Source organism: Burkholderia sp. IO2, from assembly GCF_029522185.1.
In the GTDB taxonomy this organism is placed as follows: Bacteria; Pseudomonadota; Gammaproteobacteria; order Burkholderiales; family Burkholderiaceae; genus Burkholderia; species Burkholderia cenocepacia.
Window position 1 is genome coordinate 1 of sequence record NZ_JAKWFH010000081.1, and the last position, 23,811, is coordinate 23,811.

General features: G+C 68.4%; 21 protein-coding genes. 8 read left to right on the forward strand and 13 right to left on the reverse strand.

What is annotated here, in order from left to right; all coding sequences use genetic code 11:
• The 4 genes from MMB92_RS32360 to MMB92_RS32375 all read right to left on the reverse strand — a co-directional run.
• Positions 1-915: TolC family protein (locus tag MMB92_RS32360; protein WP_277563187.1), on the reverse strand; the 915-nt coding region annotated here is incomplete at its 3' end.
• Positions 912-4,103, reverse strand: coding sequence for a multidrug efflux RND transporter permease subunit (locus tag MMB92_RS32365; RefSeq protein ID WP_200061855.1), 3,192 nt, complete (start codon positions 4,101-4,103; stop codon positions 912-914). The genes MMB92_RS32365 and MMB92_RS32360, both read right to left, overlap by 4 nt.
• The gene (locus MMB92_RS32370) at positions 4,100-5,281 is read right to left on the reverse strand and encodes an efflux RND transporter periplasmic adaptor subunit (protein ID WP_233633719.1); all 1,182 of its coding nucleotides are present in this window, start codon (positions 5,279-5,281) and stop codon (positions 4,100-4,102) included. Before MMB92_RS32370 ends, MMB92_RS32365 begins: the two co-directional genes overlap by 4 nt.
• Before the next feature lie 311 nt (positions 5,282-5,592).
• Positions 5,593-5,937 (reverse strand): DUF4148 domain-containing protein, encoded by a 345-nt coding sequence (locus MMB92_RS32375; RefSeq protein ID WP_171984173.1) that lies wholly within the window; start codon positions 5,935-5,937, stop codon positions 5,593-5,595.
• Between the two features lie 331 nt (positions 5,938-6,268).
• On the opposite strand from MMB92_RS32375, the gene MMB92_RS32380 reads away from it, so the two are divergent.
• Both MMB92_RS32380 and MMB92_RS32385 read left to right on the forward strand, forming a co-directional pair.
• Entirely contained in the window at positions 6,269-7,288 is a 1,020-nt protein-coding gene (locus MMB92_RS32380) for an aldo/keto reductase (RefSeq protein ID WP_006485206.1), read from the forward strand.
• A 17-nt stretch (positions 7,289-7,305) separates the two neighbouring features.
• Positions 7,306-7,722, forward strand: a complete 417-nt coding sequence (locus MMB92_RS32385; RefSeq protein ID WP_069352164.1) for an SRPBCC family protein — start codon at positions 7,306-7,308, stop codon at positions 7,720-7,722.
• A gap of 116 nt (positions 7,723-7,838) precedes the next feature.
• Here the strand turns inward: MMB92_RS32385 and MMB92_RS32390 are convergent, their stop codons facing one another.
• Positions 7,839-8,777: a LysR family transcriptional regulator gene (locus MMB92_RS32390; protein ID WP_006497959.1), complete on the reverse strand. Its 939-nt coding sequence runs from the start codon at positions 8,775-8,777 to the stop codon at positions 7,839-7,841.
• A 231-nt stretch (positions 8,778-9,008) separates the two neighbouring features.
• Here MMB92_RS32390 and MMB92_RS32395 point away from each other — a divergent pair, with 231 nt between their 5' ends.
• On the forward strand, positions 9,009-9,797 hold the full coding sequence (locus MMB92_RS32395; protein ID WP_034203932.1) for an SDR family oxidoreductase: 789 nt from the start codon (positions 9,009-9,011) through the stop codon (positions 9,795-9,797).
• A 63-nt stretch (positions 9,798-9,860) separates the two neighbouring features.
• Here MMB92_RS32395 and MMB92_RS32400 read toward each other — a convergent pair whose 3' ends face one another.
• Complete coding sequence (locus tag MMB92_RS32400) at positions 9,861-10,829, reverse strand: cyclase family protein (protein ID WP_006497961.1); 969 nt, start codon at positions 10,827-10,829, stop codon at positions 9,861-9,863.
• 281 nt (positions 10,830-11,110) lie between these two features.
• Here MMB92_RS32400 and MMB92_RS32405 point away from each other — a divergent pair, with 281 nt between their 5' ends.
• Positions 11,111-12,694: an aldehyde dehydrogenase (NADP(+)) gene (locus MMB92_RS32405; RefSeq protein ID WP_034203933.1), complete on the forward strand. Its 1,584-nt coding sequence runs from the start codon at positions 11,111-11,113 to the stop codon at positions 12,692-12,694.
• A gap of 60 nt (positions 12,695-12,754) precedes the next feature.
• Here MMB92_RS32405 and MMB92_RS32410 read toward each other — a convergent pair whose 3' ends face one another.
• A complete protein-coding gene (locus tag MMB92_RS32410; RefSeq protein WP_006497963.1) occupies positions 12,755-13,666 on the reverse strand; it encodes a LysR substrate-binding domain-containing protein in 912 nt (303 codons plus the stop codon).
• Between the two features lie 101 nt (positions 13,667-13,767).
• Between MMB92_RS32410 and MMB92_RS32415 the strand changes: the two genes are divergently transcribed.
• Positions 13,768-14,787: an aldo/keto reductase gene (locus MMB92_RS32415; RefSeq protein ID WP_048988556.1), complete on the forward strand. Its 1,020-nt coding sequence runs from the start codon at positions 13,768-13,770 to the stop codon at positions 14,785-14,787.
• A 103-nt stretch (positions 14,788-14,890) separates the two neighbouring features.
• Here MMB92_RS32415 and MMB92_RS32420 read toward each other — a convergent pair whose 3' ends face one another.
• Positions 14,891-16,207: an MFS transporter gene (locus MMB92_RS32420; RefSeq protein WP_048988559.1), complete on the reverse strand. Its 1,317-nt coding sequence runs from the start codon at positions 16,205-16,207 to the stop codon at positions 14,891-14,893.
• 227 nt (positions 16,208-16,434) lie between these two features.
• Between MMB92_RS32420 and MMB92_RS32425 the strand changes: the two genes are divergently transcribed.
• Positions 16,435-17,598: an iron-containing alcohol dehydrogenase gene (locus MMB92_RS32425; RefSeq protein ID WP_062911515.1), complete on the forward strand. Its 1,164-nt coding sequence runs from the start codon at positions 16,435-16,437 to the stop codon at positions 17,596-17,598.
• Between the two features lie 54 nt (positions 17,599-17,652).
• A complete protein-coding gene (locus tag MMB92_RS32430) occupies positions 17,653-17,967 on the forward strand; it encodes an NIPSNAP family protein (RefSeq protein WP_006497967.1) in 315 nt (104 codons plus the stop codon).
• Here the strand turns inward: MMB92_RS32430 and MMB92_RS32435 are convergent.
• From MMB92_RS32435 to MMB92_RS32455, 5 genes are all read right to left on the reverse strand, one after another.
• Positions 17,960-18,901 carry a LysR family transcriptional regulator gene (locus tag MMB92_RS32435; protein WP_006497968.1) on the reverse strand — a complete coding sequence of 314 codons (942 nt, stop codon included), beginning with the start codon at positions 18,899-18,901 and terminating at the stop codon, positions 17,960-17,962. The two genes, MMB92_RS32430 and MMB92_RS32435, sit on opposite strands and share 8 nt — an antisense overlap.
• Positions 18,902-19,012: 111 nt before the next feature.
• Entirely contained in the window at positions 19,013-19,795 is a 783-nt protein-coding gene (locus MMB92_RS32440) for an ABC transporter substrate-binding protein (RefSeq protein ID WP_006485210.1), read from the reverse strand.
• A gap of 40 nt (positions 19,796-19,835) precedes the next feature.
• Positions 19,836-21,272, reverse strand: a complete 1,437-nt coding sequence (locus MMB92_RS32445; protein ID WP_200061863.1) for a (2Fe-2S)-binding protein — start codon at positions 21,270-21,272, stop codon at positions 19,836-19,838.
• Positions 21,269-21,568, reverse strand: a complete 300-nt coding sequence (locus MMB92_RS32450) for a (2Fe-2S)-binding protein (RefSeq protein ID WP_006485198.1) — start codon at positions 21,566-21,568, stop codon at positions 21,269-21,271. Before MMB92_RS32450 ends, MMB92_RS32445 begins: the two co-directional genes overlap by 4 nt.
• Positions 21,561-22,685: an FAD-dependent oxidoreductase gene (locus tag MMB92_RS32455; RefSeq protein ID WP_006497970.1), complete on the reverse strand. Its 1,125-nt coding sequence runs from the start codon at positions 22,683-22,685 to the stop codon at positions 21,561-21,563. The genes MMB92_RS32450 and MMB92_RS32455 overlap by 8 nt, the downstream gene beginning before the upstream one ends.
• 149 nt (positions 22,686-22,834) lie before the next feature.
• Here MMB92_RS32455 and MMB92_RS32460 point away from each other — a divergent pair, with 149 nt between their 5' ends.
• On the forward strand, positions 22,835-23,749 hold the full coding sequence (locus tag MMB92_RS32460) for a LysR substrate-binding domain-containing protein (protein WP_006497971.1): 915 nt from the start codon (positions 22,835-22,837) through the stop codon (positions 23,747-23,749).
• Positions 23,750-23,811 lie beyond the last annotated feature (62 nt).

Below are 23,811 nucleotides of genomic sequence, written 5' to 3' on the forward strand. Positions count from 1 at the left end.
GATGCGCGCATAGGCCGCGACGACGCGCGCCTCGGCCGCGCGCACGTCGGGCCGCCGGCGCAGCAGGTCGGCCGGCGTGCCGATGCCCGGCGCGGCGGCGGTCCACACCGGCGCGGGCGCGGGCGGGTCGAGCCGCGCATAGATCGCCTGCGGCGTCGACGCGGTGATGATCGACAGCCTATGGATCGCGGCTTGCCGCTGCAGTTGCAGCGCGGGCAGCTCGGCCAGCGTCGTTTCCGTCTGCGCGGTGGCGCGGTCGACGTCGGCGGCCGGCACGACGCCGGCGTCGAACAGGCGCCGTGTCGATTCCTCGGTGCTGCGCTGGCTCAACGCGTTGGCCTCGACCAGCGCGAGCCGCTGTTCGAGGCCGCGCACCGTCACGTAGGTGCGCACGGTTTCGTCGATCGTCGCGATCCGCACGGCCGTCGCATCGTTTTGCGCCGATGCGATATCCGCGTCGGCTGCCGACACCCCCTGGCGGATGCGGCCGAAGATGTCGACTTCCCATGCGAGGCTCGCATTCAGGTCGAACGCGTTGCCGGTCGTCGGCGTATCGGTCGGGAACGCCTGCGATGCGGAAAGCCGCTGACGGCTGGCGCCGGCATTCAGGTCGACGGACGGGAACCATGACGACGCCGCGCCGATCCGCACCGCGCGGGCCGCATCGATGCGCGCGACGGCCGCCTGCAGGTCCAGGTTGTTCGCGAGCGCAGTGTCGACCAGCCGGTCGAGGATCGGATCGTGGAAGCCATGCCACCACGCGCCGGTGTCGGCGGCCGGGCCGCTGGCCGCGAGATCCGCGTTCGCAAAGGTCGCGGCCAGCGGCGGCGGCGTGACGGTGGCGACCGGCGCGCTCGTGCAGGCGGTCAGGACGGCCGCTGCGGACAGCGCGGCCACGAGTCGAACGAACTTCATTGCACAGCCTCCGTCGCGACGGCTGCGACAGCGGTCTTGCGCATCGCGAGCCGGCGAACCATCACATAGAACACGGGCGTAAACAGCAGCCCGAAGAATGTCACGCCGATCATCCCGAAGAACACCGCCGCGCCGACGGCCTGGCGCATTTCCGCGCCCGCGCCTTCGGAGATCACGAGCGGCAGCACGCCGAGGATGAACGCGAGCGACGTCATCACGATCGGGCGCAGCCGCTGCACGCATGCTTCGACGACGGCCTCGACGAGCTCGGCGCCGTCGGCCTCCAGCTGTCTTGCAACCTCGACGATCAGGATCGCGTTCTTCGCGGCGAGCCCGACCAGCACGATGAAGCCGATCTGCGTGAGGATGTTCACGTCCTGGCCGAGCGCGCGCACGCCGAGCGAGGCGGCAAGCAGGCACATCGGCACGATCAGCAGGATCGATACCGGCAGGCTCCAGCTGCCGTACTGCGCGGCGAGCACCAGATAGACGAGCAGCACGCACAGCGGGAACACGAGCAGCCCCGTGTTGCCGGCCGTGGTCTGCTGATAGGACAGATCGGTCCACTCGAACGAGATGCCGGGCGGCAGCACCTGTTTCGCCAGTATTTCCATCGTCTTGATCGCGAAGCCCGAGCCGAGGCCCGGCGCGGTATCGCCGTTGATTTCGGTGGCCGGATACAGGTTGTAGCGCGGCGCGCGATCGACGCCGAGCATGTCGTCGATACGCGTCACGCTGCCGATCGGCACCATCTCGCCGTCGCGATTGCGCACCTTCAGCCGCGCGAGATCCGACGCGCCGACGCGGAACGGCAGGTCCGCCTGCGCGGTCACGCGATAGGTGCGCCCGACGATGTTGAAGTCGTTGATATAGGTCGAACCGAAATACGTCTCGACCGCGTCGTTGATCGCCTGGCTCGGCACGCCGAGCATCTCGGCCTTCTCGCGGTCGAGTTCGACGTGCACCTGCGGGCTCGTCGCGGAGTAGGGCGTGTAGACGCCGACCATGCCGGGCGTGCGGTTCGCGGCCGCGACGAGATCCTGCGTCGCCTTCGCGAGCGCGGCGGTGCCGAGGCCGTTGCGGTCTTCGAGCCGCATCGCGAAGCCGCCCGTGCTGCCGAGACCCTGCACCGGCGGCGGCATCGCGACGACGATCGACGCTTCGGTGATGGTCGCGAGCCGCTTGCGCATCTCGGCGGCAATCGTGTCGATCGTCAGGCCGCGCGCCTTGCGTTCCGGCCAGGGCTGGAACACCGGGAACAGGCCCGCGCTGTTCGCCGAGTTCGTGCCGGTCGCCGCGTTGACGCCGGAGAACACCGGCACGCGCGCGACACCGGGCACCGACAGCGCGATGTCCTCGATCTTGCGCGCGATCGCGCTGGTGCGTTCGAGCGTCGCGCCGTCGGGCATCCGCACGAGCACGACGAGGTAGCCGCGATCCTGAGCGGGAATGAAGCCCTTCGGGCTCGACACGAGCAGGTAGCCGGTCGCGGCGATCAGTACCACGTACAGTGCGGCCATGGCGGGAATGATCCGGACGACTTTCCGGACCAGCCGGCCATACGCATCGGACAGCCGCTGGAACAGGCGGTTGAACGCGTTCGAGAAGCGTCGCGCGACGCGCAGCGCCGGCGCGAACGGCGCGGCCATGCGGGATGTCGGCGTCGGTGCGTCATGGTCACCGGCGTGCGCTTTCAGCATCATCGCGGACAGCGCGGGCGCGAGCGTTACCGACGTGAAGAACGAGATCGCGGTCGACACGGCGATCGTCACGCCGAACTGGCGGAAGAACTGGCCCGAGATGCCGGGAATGAACGAGGTCGGCACGAACACCGCGCACAGCACGAGCGTGATCGCGAACAGCGCGCCGCCGACTTCCTTCATCGTCAGCAGTGTCGCGTCGCGCGGCCCCGCACCGGCCGACAGGTGCCGCTCGACGTTTTCGACCACGACGATCGCATTGTCGACGACGATCCCCACCGCGAGCACGAGGCCGAACAGCGTCAGGTTGTTGATCGAGTAGCCGAGCACGGCCATCGCCGCGAACGTGCCGACGAGCGACACCGGAATCGACAGGATCGGGATGATCGACGGCCGCCAGCCCTGCAGGAACAGCAGCACGACGAACACGACGAGCACGACGGCTTCGTAGATCGTCTTGACGAGTTCGTGGATGCTGTCGCCGATGAATGCGGTCGGGTTGTAGCCGATGTTGTAGACGATGCCTTTCGGGAAGTCCCTGGACAGTTCGGCCATCTTCTTCTCGACCGCGGCCATCGTCGCGACCGCGTTCGCGCCGGGCTGCTGCAGCACCTGCAGCGCGATCGTCGGGTGGCGCAGCATGTAGCTGTCGGTCGCATACGCGAGGGCGCCGACTTCGACGCGTGCGACGTCCTTCAGCCGCACGAGCCTGCCATCCTTGCCCTGCTTGACGACGATGTCGCTGAAATCCTCGGGGCGCTTGAGCCGCCCCTCGAAGATCAGGTTCGGCTGGAATGCCTGGTTCGTGATCGGCGCCTGCGCGACCACGCCGCCCGCGAGCTGCGTGTTCTGCGCGCGTACCGCGGCGATCAGGTCGGCCGGGCTCAGGCCGAACGACGCGACGCGCTCGGGGTCGAGCCAGATGCGCATCGAGTATTCGCGCGCGCCGAGTGCGTTGATGTCGCCGACGCCTTCGATCCGCTTGAGCACGTCCGCGACGTTGCGGATCGCATAGTTCGATACGTACAGCGGATCGTAGCGCTGGTCCGGCGAGTACAGGAAGATCGTGCCGAGCTGCGTCGGCGACGACTTGCGTACCGACACGCCGCTGCGCTGCACCGGTTCGGGCAGGCGCGGCGTCGCGAGCGCGACGCGGTTCTGCACCAGCACCTGCGCCTTATCGACGTCGGTGCCGGGCTTGAACGTCGCGGTAATGTTCAGGCTGCCGTCCGACGTCGCCTGACTGTACATGTACAGCATGTCTTCCACGCCGTTCACTTCCAGTTCGATCGGCGTCGATACCGTTTGCGAGACCGTTTCCGCGGAGGCGCCCGGATAGGTCGCCTGGATCACGACGGTCGGCGGCGCGATGTCCGGATACTCGGACACCGCGAGCGAGAAATAGGCCAGCGCACCGGCGATCGTCAACACGATCGACAGGACGATCGCGAGCACCGGCTGCTGGACGGACAGGCGGCCGAGGTTCATTGCGCGCTCCCCGTCGTGCCGCTCGCCGCGTGGGCCACCGTGGCCGCTTCGATCGCGCGCGGCACGGCCTTGACCTTGTCGCCGGCCTGCACGCGCTGGAAGCCGTCGACGATCACGGTATCGCCCGCCTTCAACCCCGCATCGATCTCGCGCAGGTTGCCGTACAGGCGGCCGGGCGTCACCGGGCGGATCGCGACGGTGCCGTTCGCGTCGACGAAGTACAGCACGCGGCGCGTCGCATCGGTCGCGACGGCCGCATCGGGCACGAGCAGCGCGTGGTGCGCGACGCGGCTCGACAGGTACACGCGGCCGAACTGGCCGGGGCTCAGGCGCCGGTCCGGATTCGCGACGCGTGCGCGCTGGCGCAGCGTGCCGGTCGAGTCGTCGAGGCGGTTGTCGACGAAATCCATCGTCCCCGTCAGCGACGGCCGGGCATCGCCCGGCAGCGCGATCGCGACCTGCCGCGACGACGCGTTGCCGCCGCTTGTCCGCGCTTCGCGCGTATAGCGCAGGTAACTTTCCTCGTCGACATCGAAGTAGATGTCGATCGGATCCTGCGACACGATCGTCGTCAGCACGGTCGCGTCGCTGTCGCCGCCTTTCACGAGATTGCCTTCGCTCACGAGTTTGCGGCTGATGCGGCCGGACATCGGCGCGACGATGCGCGTGAACGACAGGTCGAGCCGCGCGCGTTCGAGTGCGCCTTGTGCGCTCGTCACCTCGGCCTGCGCGCTTTGCACGGCCTGCCTGCGCTGGTCGTAGGGGCTCTGCGCGATCGTATCGGTCTTGATCAGGATGCTCGCGCGCTCGAAATCCTGCCGGCTCAGCTTCAGTTGCGACTGCGCGCGTTCGAGCGCGCCCTGCGCGGCGGTGACGGCCGCCTGGTACGGGCGCGGGTCGATGACGAACAGCAGGTCGCCCTTGCGGACGGTCGCGCCGTCCTGGAACGCGACCTTGTCGAGATAACCGCTCACGCGCGGACGCACGTCGACGGTGTCGACCGCTTCGAAGCGGCCGGTGTAGACGTCGACGTCGTGGACGTCGCGCACGACGGGCGCACTGACGATCACGTTGGGCGTCGCGGCCGGGGCCTTGTCGTCCGACTGGCAGCCGGCCAACGCGAAGAGCGCGGCGAGCGGAACGGCGGCCAGCACGGCCGATCGCGCGATGCGTTTCAATCCTGGATATCGGTTCATATGCGTACGAGATGTCGAGTGGGGCGCGTGGCGCCGGACGGTGCGAAGTATCGGGCGCGGCGCGCGGCGGATAAACGGACGAAGCGGCATAAGAACTTGTACTGCGCAGTCACGAATCGCTGCCTGCATCGGCGACCGGCGAGCCGGTTTCGCGGAGCACGGCGAGCAAGCGGAAGGGCAGCGACGACGCGCGGCCCGAATGCCTGTTCAGGCGATTCGGGCCGGCCATGCGGAGGGGGCGGACGCGCGGTTGCGCGTATCGGAAGGCGTGCTCGCTTGCACGCCGACGTGGCTCAATGCCCGCGATAGATCGAGTCGCGACCGTTGACCGACATCGCGCGGCCGGATTCGCCGGTCGTGCGGGTTTCGCTGCCGTAACCGGTCGTGTCCGCGGCCGGGGTGGCGTTCGGGGCGGATTGCGCGACGGCGTTTTCGCGCACACGCTGTTCGGCGGCGAGGATCGCGGCCGGATACTGGTTGTGGTCCAGCGCCGGGGTATAGCCGACGGCCGCGAGGCGGGCCATCTCGGCCTTCACTTCGGCGCGGGTCAGCTGATGGTCGGCCTGCTGCGCGAACGACAGCGCCGGTGCGGCAAGGATCAGGGCGGCAAGGGTGGAAGAAACGAGCGTTTTCATCATGGGTACCTGTGTGGTTGAGTGAGCCGCAACCAACGTCGACCACGTCGATGTCGTTGCGCGTGCAGCCAATATAGGTACGCCGACGCCCGGGAAAAACGGCTGCCGGACCAAATCATTTTTGATTCTGAGTCACGAATCGAACGTGAATTCGGTCGGCAGCCTTGCCGGCCGGGCGTCTGGCCCGAACAGCGGCTGGGGGCCGGTGATCGAAACAGGCCGCCAACCGGCCCATTAGACCTCGCGGGACTCAAGTGTGTCGAATTCCGTCTTGGACAGACTTAACCGGTCTCCCTAGACTGAACTCGCTTTCCTTTACTCCCTGGAGAAAATCATGAGTCTCAAAGACAAGCTGCCCGGCAACAAGATCCTCGGTTTCGGTACCGCCCCGCTCGGCAACATGTTCCGCGACATCCCCGACGCGGAAGCCGCGGCCACCGTCGAAGCCGCGTGGCAACACGGCATCCGCTATTTCGATTCGGCCCCGTTCTACGGCGCCGGCCTGGCGGAAATCCGCCTCGGCGACGCGCTCGCGAACCATCCGCGTGACGAGTACGTGCTGAGCACGAAGGTCGGCCGCGTAATCCTCGACGAAATCGAAGACGTGTCGGCGCGCGATCTCGGCGAAAAGGGCGGCCTGTTCGAACACGGCCGGCCGAACCGCATCGTCAACGACTACTCGGCCGACGCGACGCTGCGCTCGATCGAGGACAGCCTGAAGCGTCTGCGCACCGACCGCCTCGATATCGTGTGGGTGCACGACATCGCGCAGGACTTCTACGGCGACGAATGGCTCGCGCAATTCGAAGTGGCGCGCAAGGGCGCATTCCGCGTGCTGAGCAAGCTGCGCGAGGAAGGCGTGATCAAGGCGTGGGGCCTCGGCGTGAACCGCGTCGAACCGATCGAACTGGTGCTCGACCTCGCCGAACCTCAACCGGACGGCATGCTGCTGGCCGGCCGCTACACGCTGCTCGATCATGAGCGCGCGCTGCAACGCGTGATGCCGGCGGCGGCCGCGCAGAACGTCGGGATCGTCGTCGGCGGCCCGTACAGCTCGGGCGTGCTCGCGGGCGGCACGCACTTCGAATACCAGAAGGCGTCGCCGGAAATCCTCGCGAAGGTCGACCGGATCAAGGCGATCGCCGCGCGCTACGACGTGCCGATCAAGGCCGCCGCGCTGCAGTTCTCGATGTCGCATCCGGCGACCGTCGCGGTGATCCCGGGCGCGAGCCGTCCGGAGCGGATCGCGGAAGACCAGGCCGCGCTGAACGTGGCGATTCCGGCCGACTTCTGGCGCGAGATGCGTGAACAAGGCCTGATCGCGGCCAATGCGCCGCTGCCGACCGATCGTTGATCCTGAAAGGTGATGACATGGCACAGGCACATGCAAGTATCGAGATCGCGGCTTCGGCCGACACGGTCTGGCAACTGATCGGCGGCTTCGGGTCGCTGCCCGACTGGCTTTCGTACATTCCGGCCAGCGAGCTGAGCGAGGGCGGGCGCGTGCGGCGTCTCGCGAATCCGGCGGGCGATGCGATCGTCGAGCGGCTGGTCGCGTTCGACGAAGCGGAGCGCAGCTATACGTACGCGATCCTCGAAGCACCGTTCCCGGTCGTGAACTATCGCTCCACGCTGCGCGTGCGCGAGAACGGCCCGAACGCGTCGAAGGTCGAGTGGTCCGGCACGTTCACGCCGCACGGCGCGACCGACGACGAAACCGTCCGGCTGTTTCGCGGCATCTACGAAGACGGCCTCGCGGAACTGGCGAAGCGCTTCGCGGTGGCCTGACGGCGACACGTCGCATCGTGTGATGGAGGCGGGGCGTCCGGCTCCCGCCACGCCTTCGCCGCGGGTGTCGCCTGCGGCGAAGGCTTGGGCGCAGGTGTGAGCGCGTCGGCGTGGTTCTACACCGACGGGCCGCCGCCATCGGCGTGCAGCTCGTCGATCAGCAGCCGCGCGCCCGGCGAGATCGGCGCGCCCTTGCGCGTGACGAGTTCGTAAGGCTCGCTGCGCGAACCGATCCGCAGCGGCAGGATGCGCGTCATGTCGTGCCGCGCGAAGAATTCGGCGACGTCGATCGACACCAGCGCGACGAACGACGGATTGCCCTGCAACAGCGCGAGCGTCGCGAATGCCGACGTCGTTTCGAGCAGATGCGGCGGAAAGCGGATGTCGGCTTCGAGGAATTCGCGTTCCAGGAGCAGCCGCATCGGCATGTTCGCGCGATACACGACCCACCTGTATTCGGCGAGGTCGCGCAGCGCGAGCTTCTTTGCGCCCTTGAGCGGATGGCGCACGTTCGCGACCACCGCGAGCGTCTCGTCCTGCAGCTTCACGCTGTCGTAGAGCTGTGGCGTGCGGCTGATCGTCGTGCGGCAGATTGCAAGATCGAGCCGGCCTGCGTCGATCTCGCTCAGCAGCGCTTCGCTGGTGTCCTCGACGATCTCGACGGACATCTCCGGATGGCGTGCGACGAGCGTCGAGATCGCATCGGTCAGCCGCGGCACCGCGCCCATGATCACGCCGACGCTCACGCGCCCGCCATGTCCGCGCAGGATGCCGACGATTTCCTCGCGCAGATGTGCGAGATCGGTATGAATCAGCCGCGCGTAGCGGATCACGCAATCGCCGACCTCGGTCGGTTCGAGCCCGCGGTTGGTGCGATTGAACAGCGGCGTGCCGAAGGTCGTCTCGATCTCCTGCAGCGCCTTGCTCGCGCCCGGCTGCGTGAGCGCGACCTGCTGCGCGGCCTTGAGCAGCGAGCCCTGGTCGGCGAGCGCGATCAGCAGGCGCAGCTGCTTCAGGTGAAGGCGGGAAATGATGGAGTGAAGCGGCGGGGTCATGGACGTGACGAAAAGTTATACCGGTATCACGTCCCGTCAATTGTCTCGACGACTGTGATTCCTTATGCTGGCCCGTCGAGCCTTTTTATCAAGCCGTTTTTGGATGGGTGAACCGGGATGCCGCCGACGTGCGGCGGAAAGCGGGTGCACTCACTATAACTTGAACTTATTGCCGTGTCGATTGCGGTCGCACCCGGACGACACGCGCTGGATGCCAGGAGCGAAGCACACATGGATCTGAACATCGAAGGCCGCTGGGCGCTGGTTTGCGCGGCCAGCAAGGGGCTGGGCAAGGGGTGCGCGCAGGCGCTCGTCGCCGAGGGCGTGAACGTCGTGATCACCGCGCGCGGCAGCGACGCGCTCGACGCGACCGCCCGCGAACTGCGCGCGCTCAACCCGGCCGTCACGGTGGTGGCCGTGGCCGGCGACATCACGACGAGCGCGGGCCGCACGGCGGCGCTCGCGGCCGCGCCGCAAGTCGACATCCTCGTGAACAACGCGGGCGGCCCGCCGCCGGGCGATTTCCGCGAATGGACGCGCGACGACTGGATCGCGGCGCTCGACGCGAACATGCTGACGGCGATCGAGCTGATCAAGGCGACCGTCGACGGGATGACCGAGCGCGGCTTCGGGCGCATCGTCAACATCACGTCGAGCGCCGTGAAAGCGCCGATCGACGTGCTCGGCCTGTCGAACGGCGCCCGCACGGGGCTGACCGGCTTCATCGCGGGCATCGCGCGGCAGAAGCGCATCGCGGCGCGCAACGTGACGATCAACAACCTGCTGCCGGGGCTGTTCGATACCGACCGTCTGAAGAAGGCGACCGAAGCGTCCGCGCAGGCAGAAGGGACGGACTACGAAGCGACGCGTGAAGCGAAGCGCCGCAACGTGCCGGCCGGGCGTTTCGGCACGGCCGACGAATTCGGCGCGGTCTGCGCGTTCCTGTGCAGCGCGCACGCCGGTTACCTGACCGGGCAGAACGTGCTGCTCGACGGCGGCGCATATCCGGGCACGTTCTGATCGCGCGGCGTTCGTCGCGGGATGCCCGGGCCGCACGGTGCGCCCGGGCATGGCTTGCCCGCGTTACTTGATCACCAGCGGATTGACCGGCGCACCGGTGCCGCCGACGATCTTCAGCGGCGCGGCGGTGTACAGGAATTGCCACTGGCCGTCGCGCGCGCAATCTTCCGCGAGCGCATCGAGCAGCACGACCTCGGTGAACACGACGCCGAGGTTGCGCATCAGCGCGTTGTGCAGCGGAATCATCACGCCCGACACGGGGTCGACCGTCACTTCGTTGCCCATCGTATCGGTGACGAGGTTCGGAATCTCCATCTCGCGGAACCATTCGACGAGCTCGCGGCTGAACGTGAGCCCCGGCTCGACGTAGTCGCGATAGAACTCGGCTTCGTCGCGCTCGTAGAACGATCCGATCCAGCCGGTGCGGATCAGCAGGATGTCGCGCGGCTCGATCGTCACGTTCTGCGCGCGCGCCGCGTCGAGCAGGTCGTGATGATCGAACGTCTCGCCCTTGTCGAGCACGCGCTTGTTGCGATGGCGCGCGATGTCGATCAGCACCGCGCGGCCCGCGATACCGCGCTCGGCGATCGGCAGGATGCTCGCGCGTTCGAGGCCGCCGACCGTGCTCAGCGCGTCGTAGCCGTTCCACAGCGTATCGTCGTACCACACGTGCCCGAGCGCGTCGCACTGCGTCGAGCCCTGCACGTGCATGAAGATCACGTCGTCCGCGTATTCGACGTTGCCGTCGAAGTGCGCCTTGCCCGCGAGGAAATGGCCCTTGTCGAGCACGTTCATCCGCATCGACGGGCGCCGGCCCGGAAACAGCGGCTCGCCCTTCGCGTGGCCGATGTCCACCTGCAGCGTGAAGGTGCGGCCCTGGCGCACGGCGGCGATGCCGCGCATCACCTGTTCGGATTGCAGATAATTCAGCGCGCCGACTTCATCGTCGGGGCCCCACTTGCCCCAGTTGGTCGGCAGGCCGTCGAGCAGGCGCTTGACGTCGGGGCCATCGGCCGGTTTCTGCACACACATGTTCGTCTCCATCGTTGTGATCGACGCGAACCCGGGGGCGATTTGCCGTGCGGGCATTCGGCATCGGACGGGCGCGCCCGGTGCGGCGCGACGTCGGGCCAGTATAGAAATCGCGCCGCCCATCCGGTATTGAGAGCCGCTCATAGCGCTATGAAAAGCTGTCATGCGCGAAGTATTGACGCGGGTCGGGCGGGTTTGAAACCATCGTGGTCGATCGTGGCGGCGCTGCATGCGCGTCGACGCCAACGCATCCAGTCGATTGATCCACACAGGAAACGGAAATGAACATCGCAGGCAACTTGCTGATCGGTCAGCGCGCGCGGCGCGGCACCCAGGGCGTCACGTATGCGATCGACGCGGCGAGCGGCGAACGCATGGAGCCGGCTTTCGGCGGCGCGACCGTCGTCGATCTCGACGAAGCGTGCGCGCTGGCCTGGGCGGCCTTCGACGCGTATCGCGAGACCCCGCCCGAAGCACGCGCGCAGTTTCTCGAAGCGATCGCGGCGAACATCCTCGCGCTCGGCGATGCGCTGGTCGAGCGCTGCGTCGCCGAATCGGGCCTGCCGCGCGCGCGTGTCGAAGGCGAGCGCGGCCGCACGGTCGGCCAGTTGCGCCTGTTCGCCGGCGTGGTGCGCGCGGGCGACTACCTCGAAGCGCGCATCGATCCGGCGCAGCCGGAACGCCAACCCGCGCCGCGCCCCGATCTGCGCCTGCGTCATATCGGCGTCGGCCCGGTCGCGGTATTCGGCGCGAGCAACTTCCCGCTCGCGTTCTCGGTGGCGGGCGGCGATACCGCGTCCGCGCTCGCGGCCGGCTGCCCGGTGATCGTGAAGGCGCACTCGGCGCACCCCGGCACGTCGGAACTCGTCGGGATGGCCGTGCAGCAGGCCGTGAAAGCATGCGGGATGCCGGAAGGCACGTTCTCGCTGCTGTTCGGCAGCGGCCTTGAAATCGGCCAGGGGCTCGTGCGCGACCGCCGGATCAAGGCGGTCGGCTTCACCGGTTCGCGCCATGCGGGGACCGAACTGATCGCGATCGCGAACGCGCGGCCCGAACCGATCCCCGTCTATGCGGAGATGAGCAGCATCAACCCCGTGCTGTTGTTCCCGCACGCGCTGGAACAACGCGGCGACGCGATCGCGCAGGCATTCGTGCAGTCGCTGACGCTCGGTGCCGGCCAGTTCTGCACGAACCCCGGGCTGATCTTCGCGGTGGAAGGGCCGGCGCTCGAACGCTTCATCGCGGCGGCGGCCGGGCGGCTCGCGCAGGCGCCGGCCGCGACGATGCTCACGCCCGGTATTCACCAGGCGTTCGAGCGTGCGGTCGCGGTGTTCGCGCAGCATCCTCAGGTGCGGACCGTCGCGCGCGCCCAGGCGCCTGCCGGTGCGAACCAGGGGCAGGGCGCGCTGTTCGTGACGAGCGCCGACGCATTCCGCGAATCGAAGGCGTTGCACGAGGAGATTTTCGGCGCGGCGTCGCTGATCGTTCGGTGTCCGGACCTGAACACGATGCTCGCGCTGATCGAGTCGCTGGAAGGGCAGCTGACGGCGGCGATTCATCTCGACGAAGCCGATTACGCGGACGCGCGCCGATTCCTGCCGGCGCTGGAGCGGCGCGCGGGCCGCGTGCTGGTCAACGGCTTCGGCACCGGCGTCGAGGTCGCGCATGCGATGGTGCACGGCGGCCCGTATCCGTCCACCGCGGACGGGCGTTCGACGTCGGTCGGCAGCCTCGCGATCCGCCGCTTCCTGCGGCCGGTCAGCTATCAGGACATGCCGGATGCGCTGCTTCCCGACGCATTGCGAACGAGCAACCCGTGGGCGCTGAACCGCCTGCTCGACGGCAAGCTCACGCTCGCGCGGTAAGCGGCGAGCGAATGGCAGGCGGGGCGTCGCGACGCACCGGCGCCCCGCGTTTTCACGGCCTTATTTGCCGACTGCCGCGACGACCTCCTCGCCGGTCAGGATCTCGCGGAAGATGCCCACCAGCGGGCGCAGGTTGACCTTGTGCCACGCGGCCCACAGCGGCGTGCGGTAGCTGAACCACGGCAGCTCGCGCAGCACGACGCCTTCCGGCACCTGGTGACGCAGGCTTTGCTGGATCATCGTCACGCCGAGCCCGGCGGCGACGAGCCCGAGCGCGGCGAGCGGCTCGGTCGCTTCCACCGAGATGTCCGGCGAAAAACCGGCCTTCGCACAGGCCGCGACGAACGCGCCGTGCCGCGGCGCGCTTTCCTGCTGCGTGACGCCGATCCACGCCTGCGCGGCAAGATCGTCGGCGACCAGTGTCTTCTTCTTCGCGAGCGGATGCCCGTCGGGCAGCGCGAGCAGCATCGGATCGTTCAGCACCATCGTCGAATCGAGTTCGGGATCGTCCGGTGCGGGCGGCTCGGTCACGAGCGCGATGTCGAGGCTGCGTTCGCGCAGGCCTTCGAGCTGCGCGGCGCAGGGATAGTTGTACAGCGCGATATGCACCGACGGGCGCTCCGCGCGCAGCGTTTTCAGCGCGCGCGGCAGCACGCCCGAGTGCGTGGCCGTTTCCAGATAGCCGATGCACAGACCGCCTTCGTCGCCGCGACCGAGCCGGCGCGCGAGCGATTCGAGCCGGTTCGCATGGCGCAGGAACGCATGCGCTTCGCTGAGGAACGTGCGCCCGTCACGCGTCAGACGAATGCGCTGCTGGCTGCGTTCGAACAGCGTCAGGCCGAGCTTTTCCTCGAGCTGCGCGATCTGGCGGCTGAGCGGCGACTGCGAAATGTGCAGGCGTTCGGCCGCGCGGCCGACGTGTTCCTCTTCCGCGACCGCGATGAAATATTGAAGCTGGCGGATGTCGAGCATGTAAGACCTTATGGGACTCAAGTGTGATGAATTATGTCTTGGACAGACTTATTCATGCAACCTAGACTGGGCGCACTTTCCTGTCCCATCCGGAGAAACGCATGGCTCTCAACGACACGCTGCCCGCCGACAACCGGCTCGGTTTCGGCGCGGCGCCGCTCGGCAACATGTTCCGCGACATTCCCGACGCGGAAGCGCACGCGACCGTCGAAGCCGCGTGGGCACGCGGCATCCGCTACTTCGACACCGCGCCGTCGTATGGCGCGGGGCTCGCGGAAGCGCGTCTCGGCGACGCGCTGGCCGGCCGGCGCCGCGACGACTACTTCATCAGCACGAAGGTGGGCCGCATCGTGCTCGACGATCTGGAGGAAGCGGCCACCCGCGACTACGGCGAGAAGAGCGGGATCTTCGCGCACGGCCGCGCGAACCGGCTGGTGAGCGACTACTCGGCCGACGCGACGCTGCGCTCGATCGAGGACAGCCTGAAGCGGCTGCGCACCGATCGTCTCGACATCGTGTGGGTGCACGACGTCGCGCAGGACATCTACGGCGACGAATGGCTCGCGCAGTTCGAGGTGGCGCGCAAGGGCGCATTTCGCGTACTGGGCAAGCTGCGCGAGGAAGGCGTGATCGGCGCGTGGGGCCTCGGCGTGAACCGTGTCGAGCCGATCGAGTTGCTGCTCGACCTCGCCGAACCGCAACCGGACGGCATGCTGCTGGCCGGCCGCTACACGCTGCTCGATCACGAACGCGCGCTGCAGCGCGTGATGCCGGCCGCCGCGGCCCGTCACGTCGGGATCGTCGTCGGCGGCCCGTACAGCTCGGGCGTGCTCGTCGGCGGCGCGCACTTCGAATACCGGAAGGCGCCGCCCGAGGTCGTCGCGAAGGTCGAGCGGATCAACGCGATCGCCGCGCGCCACGACGTGCCGGTCAAGGCCGCCGCGCTGCAGTTCGTGCTCGCGCATCCGGCGACGGCCGCGGTGATTCCGGGCGCGAGCCGCCCGGAGCGCATCGCGGAAGATGCCGCGGCGCTGACGTTCGAGATCCCCGCCGATTTCTGGCGCGAGATGCGCGAGCAGCAGCTCGTCGCGGCCGATGCGCCGCTGCCGATCGATCGTTGATTCCGTCAGCGCCGCCGAGTCCGTCTGGCCGCTGACGACGCGACGAGGCCCGCTCGCGCGGGCCTCGTCGTTTCGGCAGAAGGAAAGCTCGGCTGCGTGACCGTCAGCCGTGCGTGCGCGGCCGGTAATCGATCAGGCTGGAGAACACCGCGATCAGCACGGCCATCGCGACGAAGAACAGCAGCGCGAGGAAGTACGAGCCCGACCACTGGACGATCACGCCGATCAGGATCGGCACCACGACGCCGACCATGCTGCCGCAGAAGTTCATCGTGCCGCCGAGCACGCCGGCGCGTTCCGGGCCGCCGACGATCGCCGGCAGGCTCCAGTACATCCCGCAGAAGCGGATGAAGAACATCGCGATGCTCAGCAGCAGCACCACGGCGTTTGCGTTCGCGATATAGGCCGCCGCGAGGATGCACGCGGCCGCGATCAGCGACGAGCCGCTGAACATCGTGCGCATCACCAGGTTCGGCGACGCGCCCGACGCCTTCCAGCGATCGCCGATGGTGCCGCCGATCAGTTCGCCGACGAAGCCCGACATGAAGATGATGAAGGTCGCGCCGCCCGTCGTCGCGATGTTGAAGCCGTAGGTCTTGTGCAGGTAGCTCGGCATCCACGTCAGCAGCCCGTAGAACACCGCGAGGATGCAGCTGTAGCCGGCGAACATCGCGAGCACCGAGCGATCCTTCACCAGTTCGCGCAGCGGCACGCGTTCGCCCGTGGTTTGCGTCGGCGCATTCGCGCGCGTGATGTGTTCGAGCTCGGCCGCATTCACGCCCGGATGCTCGGACGGATGGTTGCGGATGTAGCGCCATACGAGCACGCCCACCAGCATCGTGCCGACGCCCGCGATCACGAACGCGATGCGCCACGATCCGAACCACGCGATCAGCCCGGAAATCAGGATCGCGCCGAGCGCGCTGCCGAGCGGCGCGCCGCCGTCGACCAGCACCGCGCCGCGGCCGCGTTCGTGCGGCGTCAGCCACGTGCCGATCAGCTTCGCGCCGGCCGGGAACACCGGCGATTCGGAGAAGCCGAGGCCCATGCGCGTGAGCATCAGCAGGATCCAGTTGTGCGATGCCGCGCCGAGCGCCTGGAACGCGCCCCATGCGAGCGTCGCGGTCGCGATGATGCCGCGCGTGTGATAGCGGTCGAGCATCACGCCGACCGGGATCTGCATCAGCGCGTACGACCAGAAGAACGCGCTCAGCATCAGGCCTTCGAGCGCCGGCGACAGGTTGAATTCCGGTGCGATCAGCGGCATCGCGACCGACAGCGACGCGCGGTCGATGTAATTGATCGCGACCAGCAGCAGCATGAGCAGGAAGATGCGCCAGCGGACGTTGGTCGGCCGCGCCGACGCGTCGAGCGAAGTCGGCGCGGCGGCCGGGACGGCGGGGGAAGTCGAGGGGGGCATGCGTGTCTCCGTCGTTATGGTTGCGGGGGCGATGGCATCGTCGCCGTGCAGCGACTGTAGGGGCATGGCCGCGTCTTGCCTAATGACGCTTCGTGATCGCGTGATAACCAAACGGCGCGGCGCGCGGGGAATAAGCGGACGTTATCGGGCGATCCGGTTTTTTCATTACCGGCGGCAATCGGCCGCTTGTAGTGTTCGGTGCGGAGACTTCACACGGAGAAAGCACCATGAGCCCATTCCAATATTTCTTTCCCACCACGCTGAAATTCGGCAACGGCCTCGCGCGGCAGGCCGGCGAACTGCTGAAGCCGCTGTTCAGCGGCAAGCTGCTGGTCGTGACCGACGAAGGCCTGATCAAGAGCGGCGTGCTCGAAGGATTCTTCGCATCGCTGCGCGACGCGGACGTCGCCTACGAAATCTTCTCGGGCGTCGAGGCGAACCCGAGCACGGCCGTGCTCGACAGCGCGCTGATGTTCCTGAAGGAGCATCGCTGCACCGCCGTGATCGGCGTCGGCGGTGGCAGCAGCATCGACACGGCGAAGGGCGTGGCCGCGATGGCCACCAACGGCGGCACGATTCTCGACTACGAGGGCTACAACAAGATCCCGGACGAACCGCTGCCGATCTTCGCGATCCCGACCACGTCGGGCACCGGCAGCGAATGCACGGCGTCGACGGTGTTCACGAACCAGGAAACGCTGTTCAAGACCGTGATCGTCAGCCACAAGCTGTTCCCGAAGCTCGCGATCCTCGACGCGGAGCTCACGCTGAAGCTGCCGGCCGCGATCACCGCGGCCACCGGCATGGACGCGCTGACGCATGCGATCGAATCGTATGTGTCGAAGCAGGCGAACCCGGTGAGCCAGTCGCTCGCGCTGGGCGCGATCCGCCTGATCGGGCGCAGCCTGCGCAACGCGTTCTACGTCGGCTCCGATCTCGCGGCGCGCGAGGACATGCTGCTCGGCTCGTTCCTGGCCGGCGTCGCGTTTTCGCAGTCGAAGCTCGGCAACGTGCACGCGATCTCGCACACGATGGGCGGCGTGTTCAACATCGCGCACGGCATCGCGAACGCGGCGCTGCTGCCGTACGTGATCGAATTCAACCGGCCGGCCTGCCCGGCGCTGTATCGCGACATCGCGGCAGCGCTCGGCGGCGACGTGACCGGCGTCGATGCGGAAACGGCCGCGCGCGCACTGGTCGAGCAGATCGTCGAACTCAATCGCGCGCTCGCGATTCCGTCGAACATCCGCGAGCTCGGCGTCGATCTCGCGCACCTGCCGCAGATGGTGGCCGACTCGATGCGCAGCGGCAACGTGCTGGTCAACCCGCGGCTGACGACCGCGCGCGACGTCGAAGGCATCATCCGCGCCGCGTACGGCGGCGAACTCTGATCGCGCGACCCGCGCGAAGTGCGATTACCCGAATCGATTCAACCAGGAGCAGTCATGTATTACGAAATGCGGACCTACACGGTCCAGATCGGCAAGATGAACGAATACCTGCGGCACTTCGAGAAGGAAGGGCTGCCGGTGATCTCCCGCTATGCGACGCTGGTCGGCTGGTGGTACACGGAAATCGGCGAACTGAACCAGGTCGTCCACATCTGGGCATACGAAAGCCTCGACGATCGCATCAAGCGCCGTACCGCGCTGTACGAGGATCCGGACTGGCTCGAGAAGTTCGTGCCGAAGGCGTTCCCGATGCTCGAGAAGATGGAGTCGAAGCTGCTGCGCCCGGCCGCGTTCTCGCCGATCAGGTAAGCAGGGGACCTTGCAGCGTTTCGACGAGCAGGCGCGCACCCGGCGACAGGTGCGCGAAGGTACGGGCGACGACGCCGTACGGCTCGTCGAGCGCCGGGATCGCGACGGGCAGGCACGCAATCAGGCCGAAGCGCTCGCCGAACTCGGCGACTTCGCGCGGGATCACGGCCACCAGCTCGGGGTCCGCCTGCAGCAGCGTGAGCGTCGCGAACGTCGACGCGGTTTCGATCGGATAGCGCGGCACCTCGATGCCGGCGTCGGCCAGTGCGCGTTCGAGCGCGAGCCGCATCGGCGTGTTGACCGGATACGCGACCCATTCCGCATCGGTGAGATCGCGCAGCGTCAGCGTGTCGCGCCCGGCGAGCGCATGCGTGCGCGCGGTCACGACCGCGAGCGGTTCGGATTTCAGCGGCAGGTAGTCATACGCTTCCGGGCGGCGGCTGTTGCCGTTGCGGCAGATCGCGAGGTCGATGCGGCCGTCGTCGATCAGCGCGAGCAGGCTCGCGCTGGTGCCTTCGACGATCTCGACCGACAGGTTCGGCTGGCGGCGGCGCAGGTCGGTCAGCGCGCGCGTGAGCAGCGGCACCGCGCCCATGATGACGCCGACCGCGAGATGGCCGCCATGCCCCTGCGTGAGCGCGAGGACTTCGGTGTGCAGGTGTTCGAGGTCGCTGTAGATGAGGCGCGCGTAGCGCGTGACGCAGCGGCCGAGGTCGTTCGCGACGAGGCCCTTCGGTTGCCGCTCGAACAGCGGCATGCCGAGGATGTCCTCGATCTCGCGCAGCACCTTGGTGGCGCCGGGCTGCGAGATCGCGATCTCTTCGGCGGCCTTGTGCAGCGAACCGTGGTTTTCGAGCGCGATCAGCAGTTTGAGCTGCTTGAGGCGAAGGCGCGACGCGATATTGGCGAGGGAGGGAACGGCCAGCGGCTTCATGGCAACGACCAAACCGAAAGCGCGCATTATAGCCCGTCCGGCCCATAAACGATCCTGAGGATCGCCAAGAAATCGCGGGTTTTCCGGCCTTCGGATCACCCGCGCATGCGGTCAATTTCCGTACATGTCGAAGTCGAAATACTTCGACTGGATCGCGTTGTACGTGCCGTCGCCGCGAATCTGCGCGATGGCGCGATTCAGTGCGTCACGCAGGTCGGTGTCGGCCTTGCGCACGCCGGCCGCATCGCCGTTACCCATGATCTTCGCGTCGTACACCACGCCGCCCGCGAACGAGAAGCCCTTGCCGCGCGGCGTCGCCAGGAACCCGAGCTGGCCCTGCACGGCATCCATCAGCACGCCGTCGACGCGCCCGGTGACGAGATCCGCATACGCCTGGTCGTAGCTCGGATACGGCACGACCTCGACCTTCGCGGCCGCCCACTTCTCGCGCGCATAGGTTTCCTGGACCGTGCCCTGTTCGACCGCGACGCGCTTGCCGGCGAGCTTCGCCGCGTCCGGCAGCAGCCCCGACCCGGTACGCGCGATCAGCCGTGTCTGGTTGCGGTACAGGCGGTCGGTGAAGTCGATCTGCTGGCGCCGCTGTTCGGTCGCGGCCATCGACGACAGGATCACGTCGAACTTGCGCGCCTGCAGCCCCGGAATCAGCCCGTCGAAGCTGCTCGACACCCACACGCATTTCGCATTCAGCTTCGCGCACAGCGCGTTGCCGAGGTCGATGTCGAAGCCCTTCACGCTGCCGTCGGTCGCGGTCGACTCGAACGGCGGGTAGGTCGGGTCGACGCCGATGCGGATGGTCGTCCATTCCTTCGCCGACGCCAGCGACGCGACAGCCATCGCGGCGGCGGAAAGGAGAATCGTGAGGCGCGTCTTCATGGTCTGGCTCCGTTCGTGTGGGGAAGAGTGGGCGTGCGCGTCAGCTCGGGAATTCGCCGCGCTGAAAATCGTTCGACAGTTCGAGGGCGTCGGCCATCTCGCCGACGGTGACCGGCTTGATCGGCGCGCGGATCCGGTAGTGACCGACGTCGCCGACGCCGCGCTGCTGCACGTCGGCGATCAGTTCGCCGACCGTCGTGCCGCACCAGCGCCCCTGGCACGGACCCATTCCGCAGCGCGTAAACGCCTTCATCTGGTTCGGCCCCTGGCAGCCGAGCGCCGCGAGCTGGCGAATCTCGCCGGCCGTGACTTCCTCGCAGCGGCACACGATCGTGTCGTCGTCGGGGCGGCGCAGCGCGGCGGGCGGCGTATACAGCGCGTCGAGCAGCGGGCGCACCGCGAGATGGCGGCGCCATGCACGCAGCACCGGGCGTTCGCGTGCGGCCTGCCGTTGCGCGTCGAGCGCACCGAGTTGCCGGGCGATGTCGAGCGCCGCCACTTCGCCGGCGAGTGCCGCCGCCTGTGCGCCGCCGATCCCTGCGCCGTCGCCCGCGATCCAGACGTGCGGCACGCTGCTGCGGCCGCGCGCGTCGCGCTGCGGGCGCCAGCATGCCGACGCTTCGTCCCATTCATGCGCGCAGCCGAGCGCGCGCGCGAGCTGCGTCGACGGAATGACGCCCTGATGCAGCAGCACGAGGGACGTGTCGAGCGCTTGTACGACGCCTTCCGCGTCGCGAAAGCGGATGCGTTCGGCGCGATCGTCGCCGTCGATGCGGATGTCGGTCGCGCCGCGATGGACGGGAATCCCGGCGTCGCGCACCGCACGCAGCATGCGCCAGCCCTTGAGCAGATAGTTGACGCCGCGCAGTGCCGGCAGCGCATGGGGAAGCGCGCGGCGCCACGCGTCGCGCGGTGTCGTATCGACCAGCGCGCGCACGCGCCGGCCCGCATTCAGCAATTGCGCGGCGAACAGCCACAGCAGCGGGCCGCTGCCCGCCAGCACGGCGTCGGCCGACGGCGCGAGGCCCGACGCTTTCAGCAGCGTTTGCGCGGCGCCGACGCCCATCACGCCGGGCAACGTCCAGCCGGGCACCGGCCACGGCCGCTCCTGCGCGCCGGTCGCGATCAGCACCGCGCGCGGGCCGATTTCGAGCGTGCCGCGCGACGGGCCGCTCTGCGTGAGCATCGCGACGGGTGTCGGTTCGAATGCGACCTGCCACACGACGCTGCGCGGCAGGTAATGCGCGCCGCTGGCGAGCAGGCCGTCGACGAGCGGCCGGCCGGCCGCATAGTCGGCGCCAAGCCATTGCGCGAGCGGCGCCGGCGCATCGGCCACGTTGCGGTAGATCTGGCCGCCGGGCGCGCGGCCTTCGTCCGCGACGACGACCGACAAGCCGGCCGTGCGCGCGGCGATGGCTGCCGCCATCCCGGCCGGCCCGGCGCCGACGATCAGCAGGTCGCACTGGCGGCGCGTCATGCGAGCCTCGCCTTGCCGTGCATCGCGCGCACCTGCATGCCGTCGGCGACGGGCGTCATGCAGCCTTGCACGTTCGGGACGCCGTCGATTTCGACGAGGCAGTCGAAGCACACGCCCATCATGCAGAACGGGCCGCGCGGCGCGCCGCTCACGGCGCTCGTGCGGCACGCGGCCGAACCGGCGGCGAGCATCGCGGCCGCGACGCTGTATTGCGCGGGCACGTCGTGCGGCGTGCCGTCGATATGGATGCGCACGCGTTCGAGCGTCGCGGCGGCGGGAACGAGGGATTCAAACATGCCGGGCTTCCGTGGGCGCGTCAAAGCGCGCGGTGGTAAAGGCGGACAGGTCGGCCGGCGCGGCGCCGCCGGCGATCCACGGCGCGACGAGATCGGCGTGGGTTGCCGCGAGCGTCACGCCGCTGTGGCAGATCGCGATGAACGCGCCCGGATGCGTGGTCGACGCCTCGTAGACGGGCAGGCCGTCGGGCGTCATGATGCGCAGCGCGCCCCACGCGCGCACGATGCGTGCATGCGCGAGCGCGGGGAAGGCGGTGCGTGCGCGACGCGCGATGTCGACCATCGCCGGGCGCGTCTGGCCGTCGTCGAAGCCGACGTCTTCGGCCGAGTCGCCGAGCAGCACCGAGCCTTCCGGCGTCTGCCGGACGACGAGCGTCGGATAGTCGAGAAACGGCGCGAGCCGTTCGGTGACCATGATCTGGCCGCGCAACGGCGAGATCGGTGCGCGCAGGTCGACCATCGGCGCGAGCCGCGCGTTGTCGAGGCCGGCCGCGAGCACCACGCGCCCGGCTTCGAGCCGTGCGTGGCGCGTGTCGATCTCGAAGCGCCCCGCGTGCGGGCGGATTTCGCTGACCTCGCTGCGCGGCAGATAGACACCGCCGCACCGCTGAAACGCCTGCAGCATCGCGCGCAGTGTATAGAGCGGATTCGCGTGACCGTCGTTCGGCGACCACAGCGCGCCGGCCAGCGACGGCGACGCCGACGGAATGCGCCGGCGCAGCGCCGCCGGATCGAGGACCTCGTACGACAGCGCGGCTTCCTGCCGGCGCAGCGATTCGAGCAGGTCGGTCGCGCCGTCGAGTTCCGCGCGGTGTTCGAACAGCTCGATGCCGCCCGGGCGTTCGAACGCGCAATCCACGCCGGTTTCGCGCTGCAACTGCGCGGCGAACGCATGCCAGCGCTCGGACGATTCGCGCGACCAGCGCGCATACGGCACGCAGCGGCCGCCTTTGCCCTGCACCCACACGAGCCCGAAATTGCCGCGCGCCGCGCGAAACGCGATGTCGTCGCCGTCGCACACCGCGACGCGCTGGCCGAGACGCGCGATGCCCCACGCGATGGCCATGCCGACGAGACCGCCGCCGGCCACGACGACGTCGAAGCGGCGCACGGTCATGCGCGGCTCCGGTGTCGCGGGTGAGGCGGTTGCGTGTTATATCCCATGGCGGCGCGGCTCCTTGCTTTCAGTACGTTGCGGAACCGATGTTCGGACAGGCAAAATGTGCTGTCCAATACAGCTTGATCAACGCTCCATAATCCAGTGTTATGACCACGCCCTCGCTCAGGATTCGTCAGATCGAAGCGTTTCGCGCGGTGATGCAGCGCCATACCGTCACACGCGCGGCACGCGATCTCCATATCTCGCAGCCGGCCGTGAGCCGGCTGATCGCCGATCTCGAGGACCGGATCGGCTTCGTGCTGTTCGAGCGGCAGCAGGGGCGTTTCACGCCGACCGCGCAGGCGCGCGTGCTGTACGAGGAGGTCGAACGCGCGTTCGTCGGGCTCGACCGCGTCGCGCAGGCCGCCGAGCAGATCCGCGCGATGCGGCGCGGCACGCTGCGCGTGGCCGGCTCGCCCGCCGTCGCGCTCGATCTGCTGCCCGAACTCGTCACGCGTTTCTCGCACGCGCATCCGGGGGTCGACATCACGCTGCTCGCGCACAGCGCGTCCACCGTCGTCGACAAGGTCGCGTCCGGGCAATGCGATGTGGGGCTGATCGCGGAACCCGTCCCGCACCCGGCGGTGCGTGGCGAGCGGCTCGCGGAAGCCGCGATGTGCTGCATCGTGCCGCGCGGGCACCGGCTCGCGCGCAAGCGCGTCGTGCAGCCGGCCGACCTGCGCGACGAAGCGTTCATCTCGTTTCCGCCGAGCTTCGAGGCGCGCAGCGCGATCGATCGCGTATTCGTGGAAGCCGGCGTGTCGCGCGTGCTGTCGATCGAGGCGCAACTGTCGCAGACGATCGTCGCGTTCGTCGCGAACGGCGCGGGCGTCGCGCTGATCGATCCGGTGACGGCCGCGTATGCGGGCCAGCGCGTGGCCGTCAAGCCGTTCGAGCCGGCCGTGCCCGATCACTTCTATCTGGTGACGTCCGCGTCGCAGCCGCTGTCGATGATCGGCGACGCGTTCTGCGCGGATTTGCGCGACGCGTTCGCCAGGATGCGGGAGCAGGGGGCCGGGTGATCCGGCCGGGAAGGAATGGCCGCGGCGGTCGCGCCGGGGGCGTCGGCGCACCCCGGCGCGCG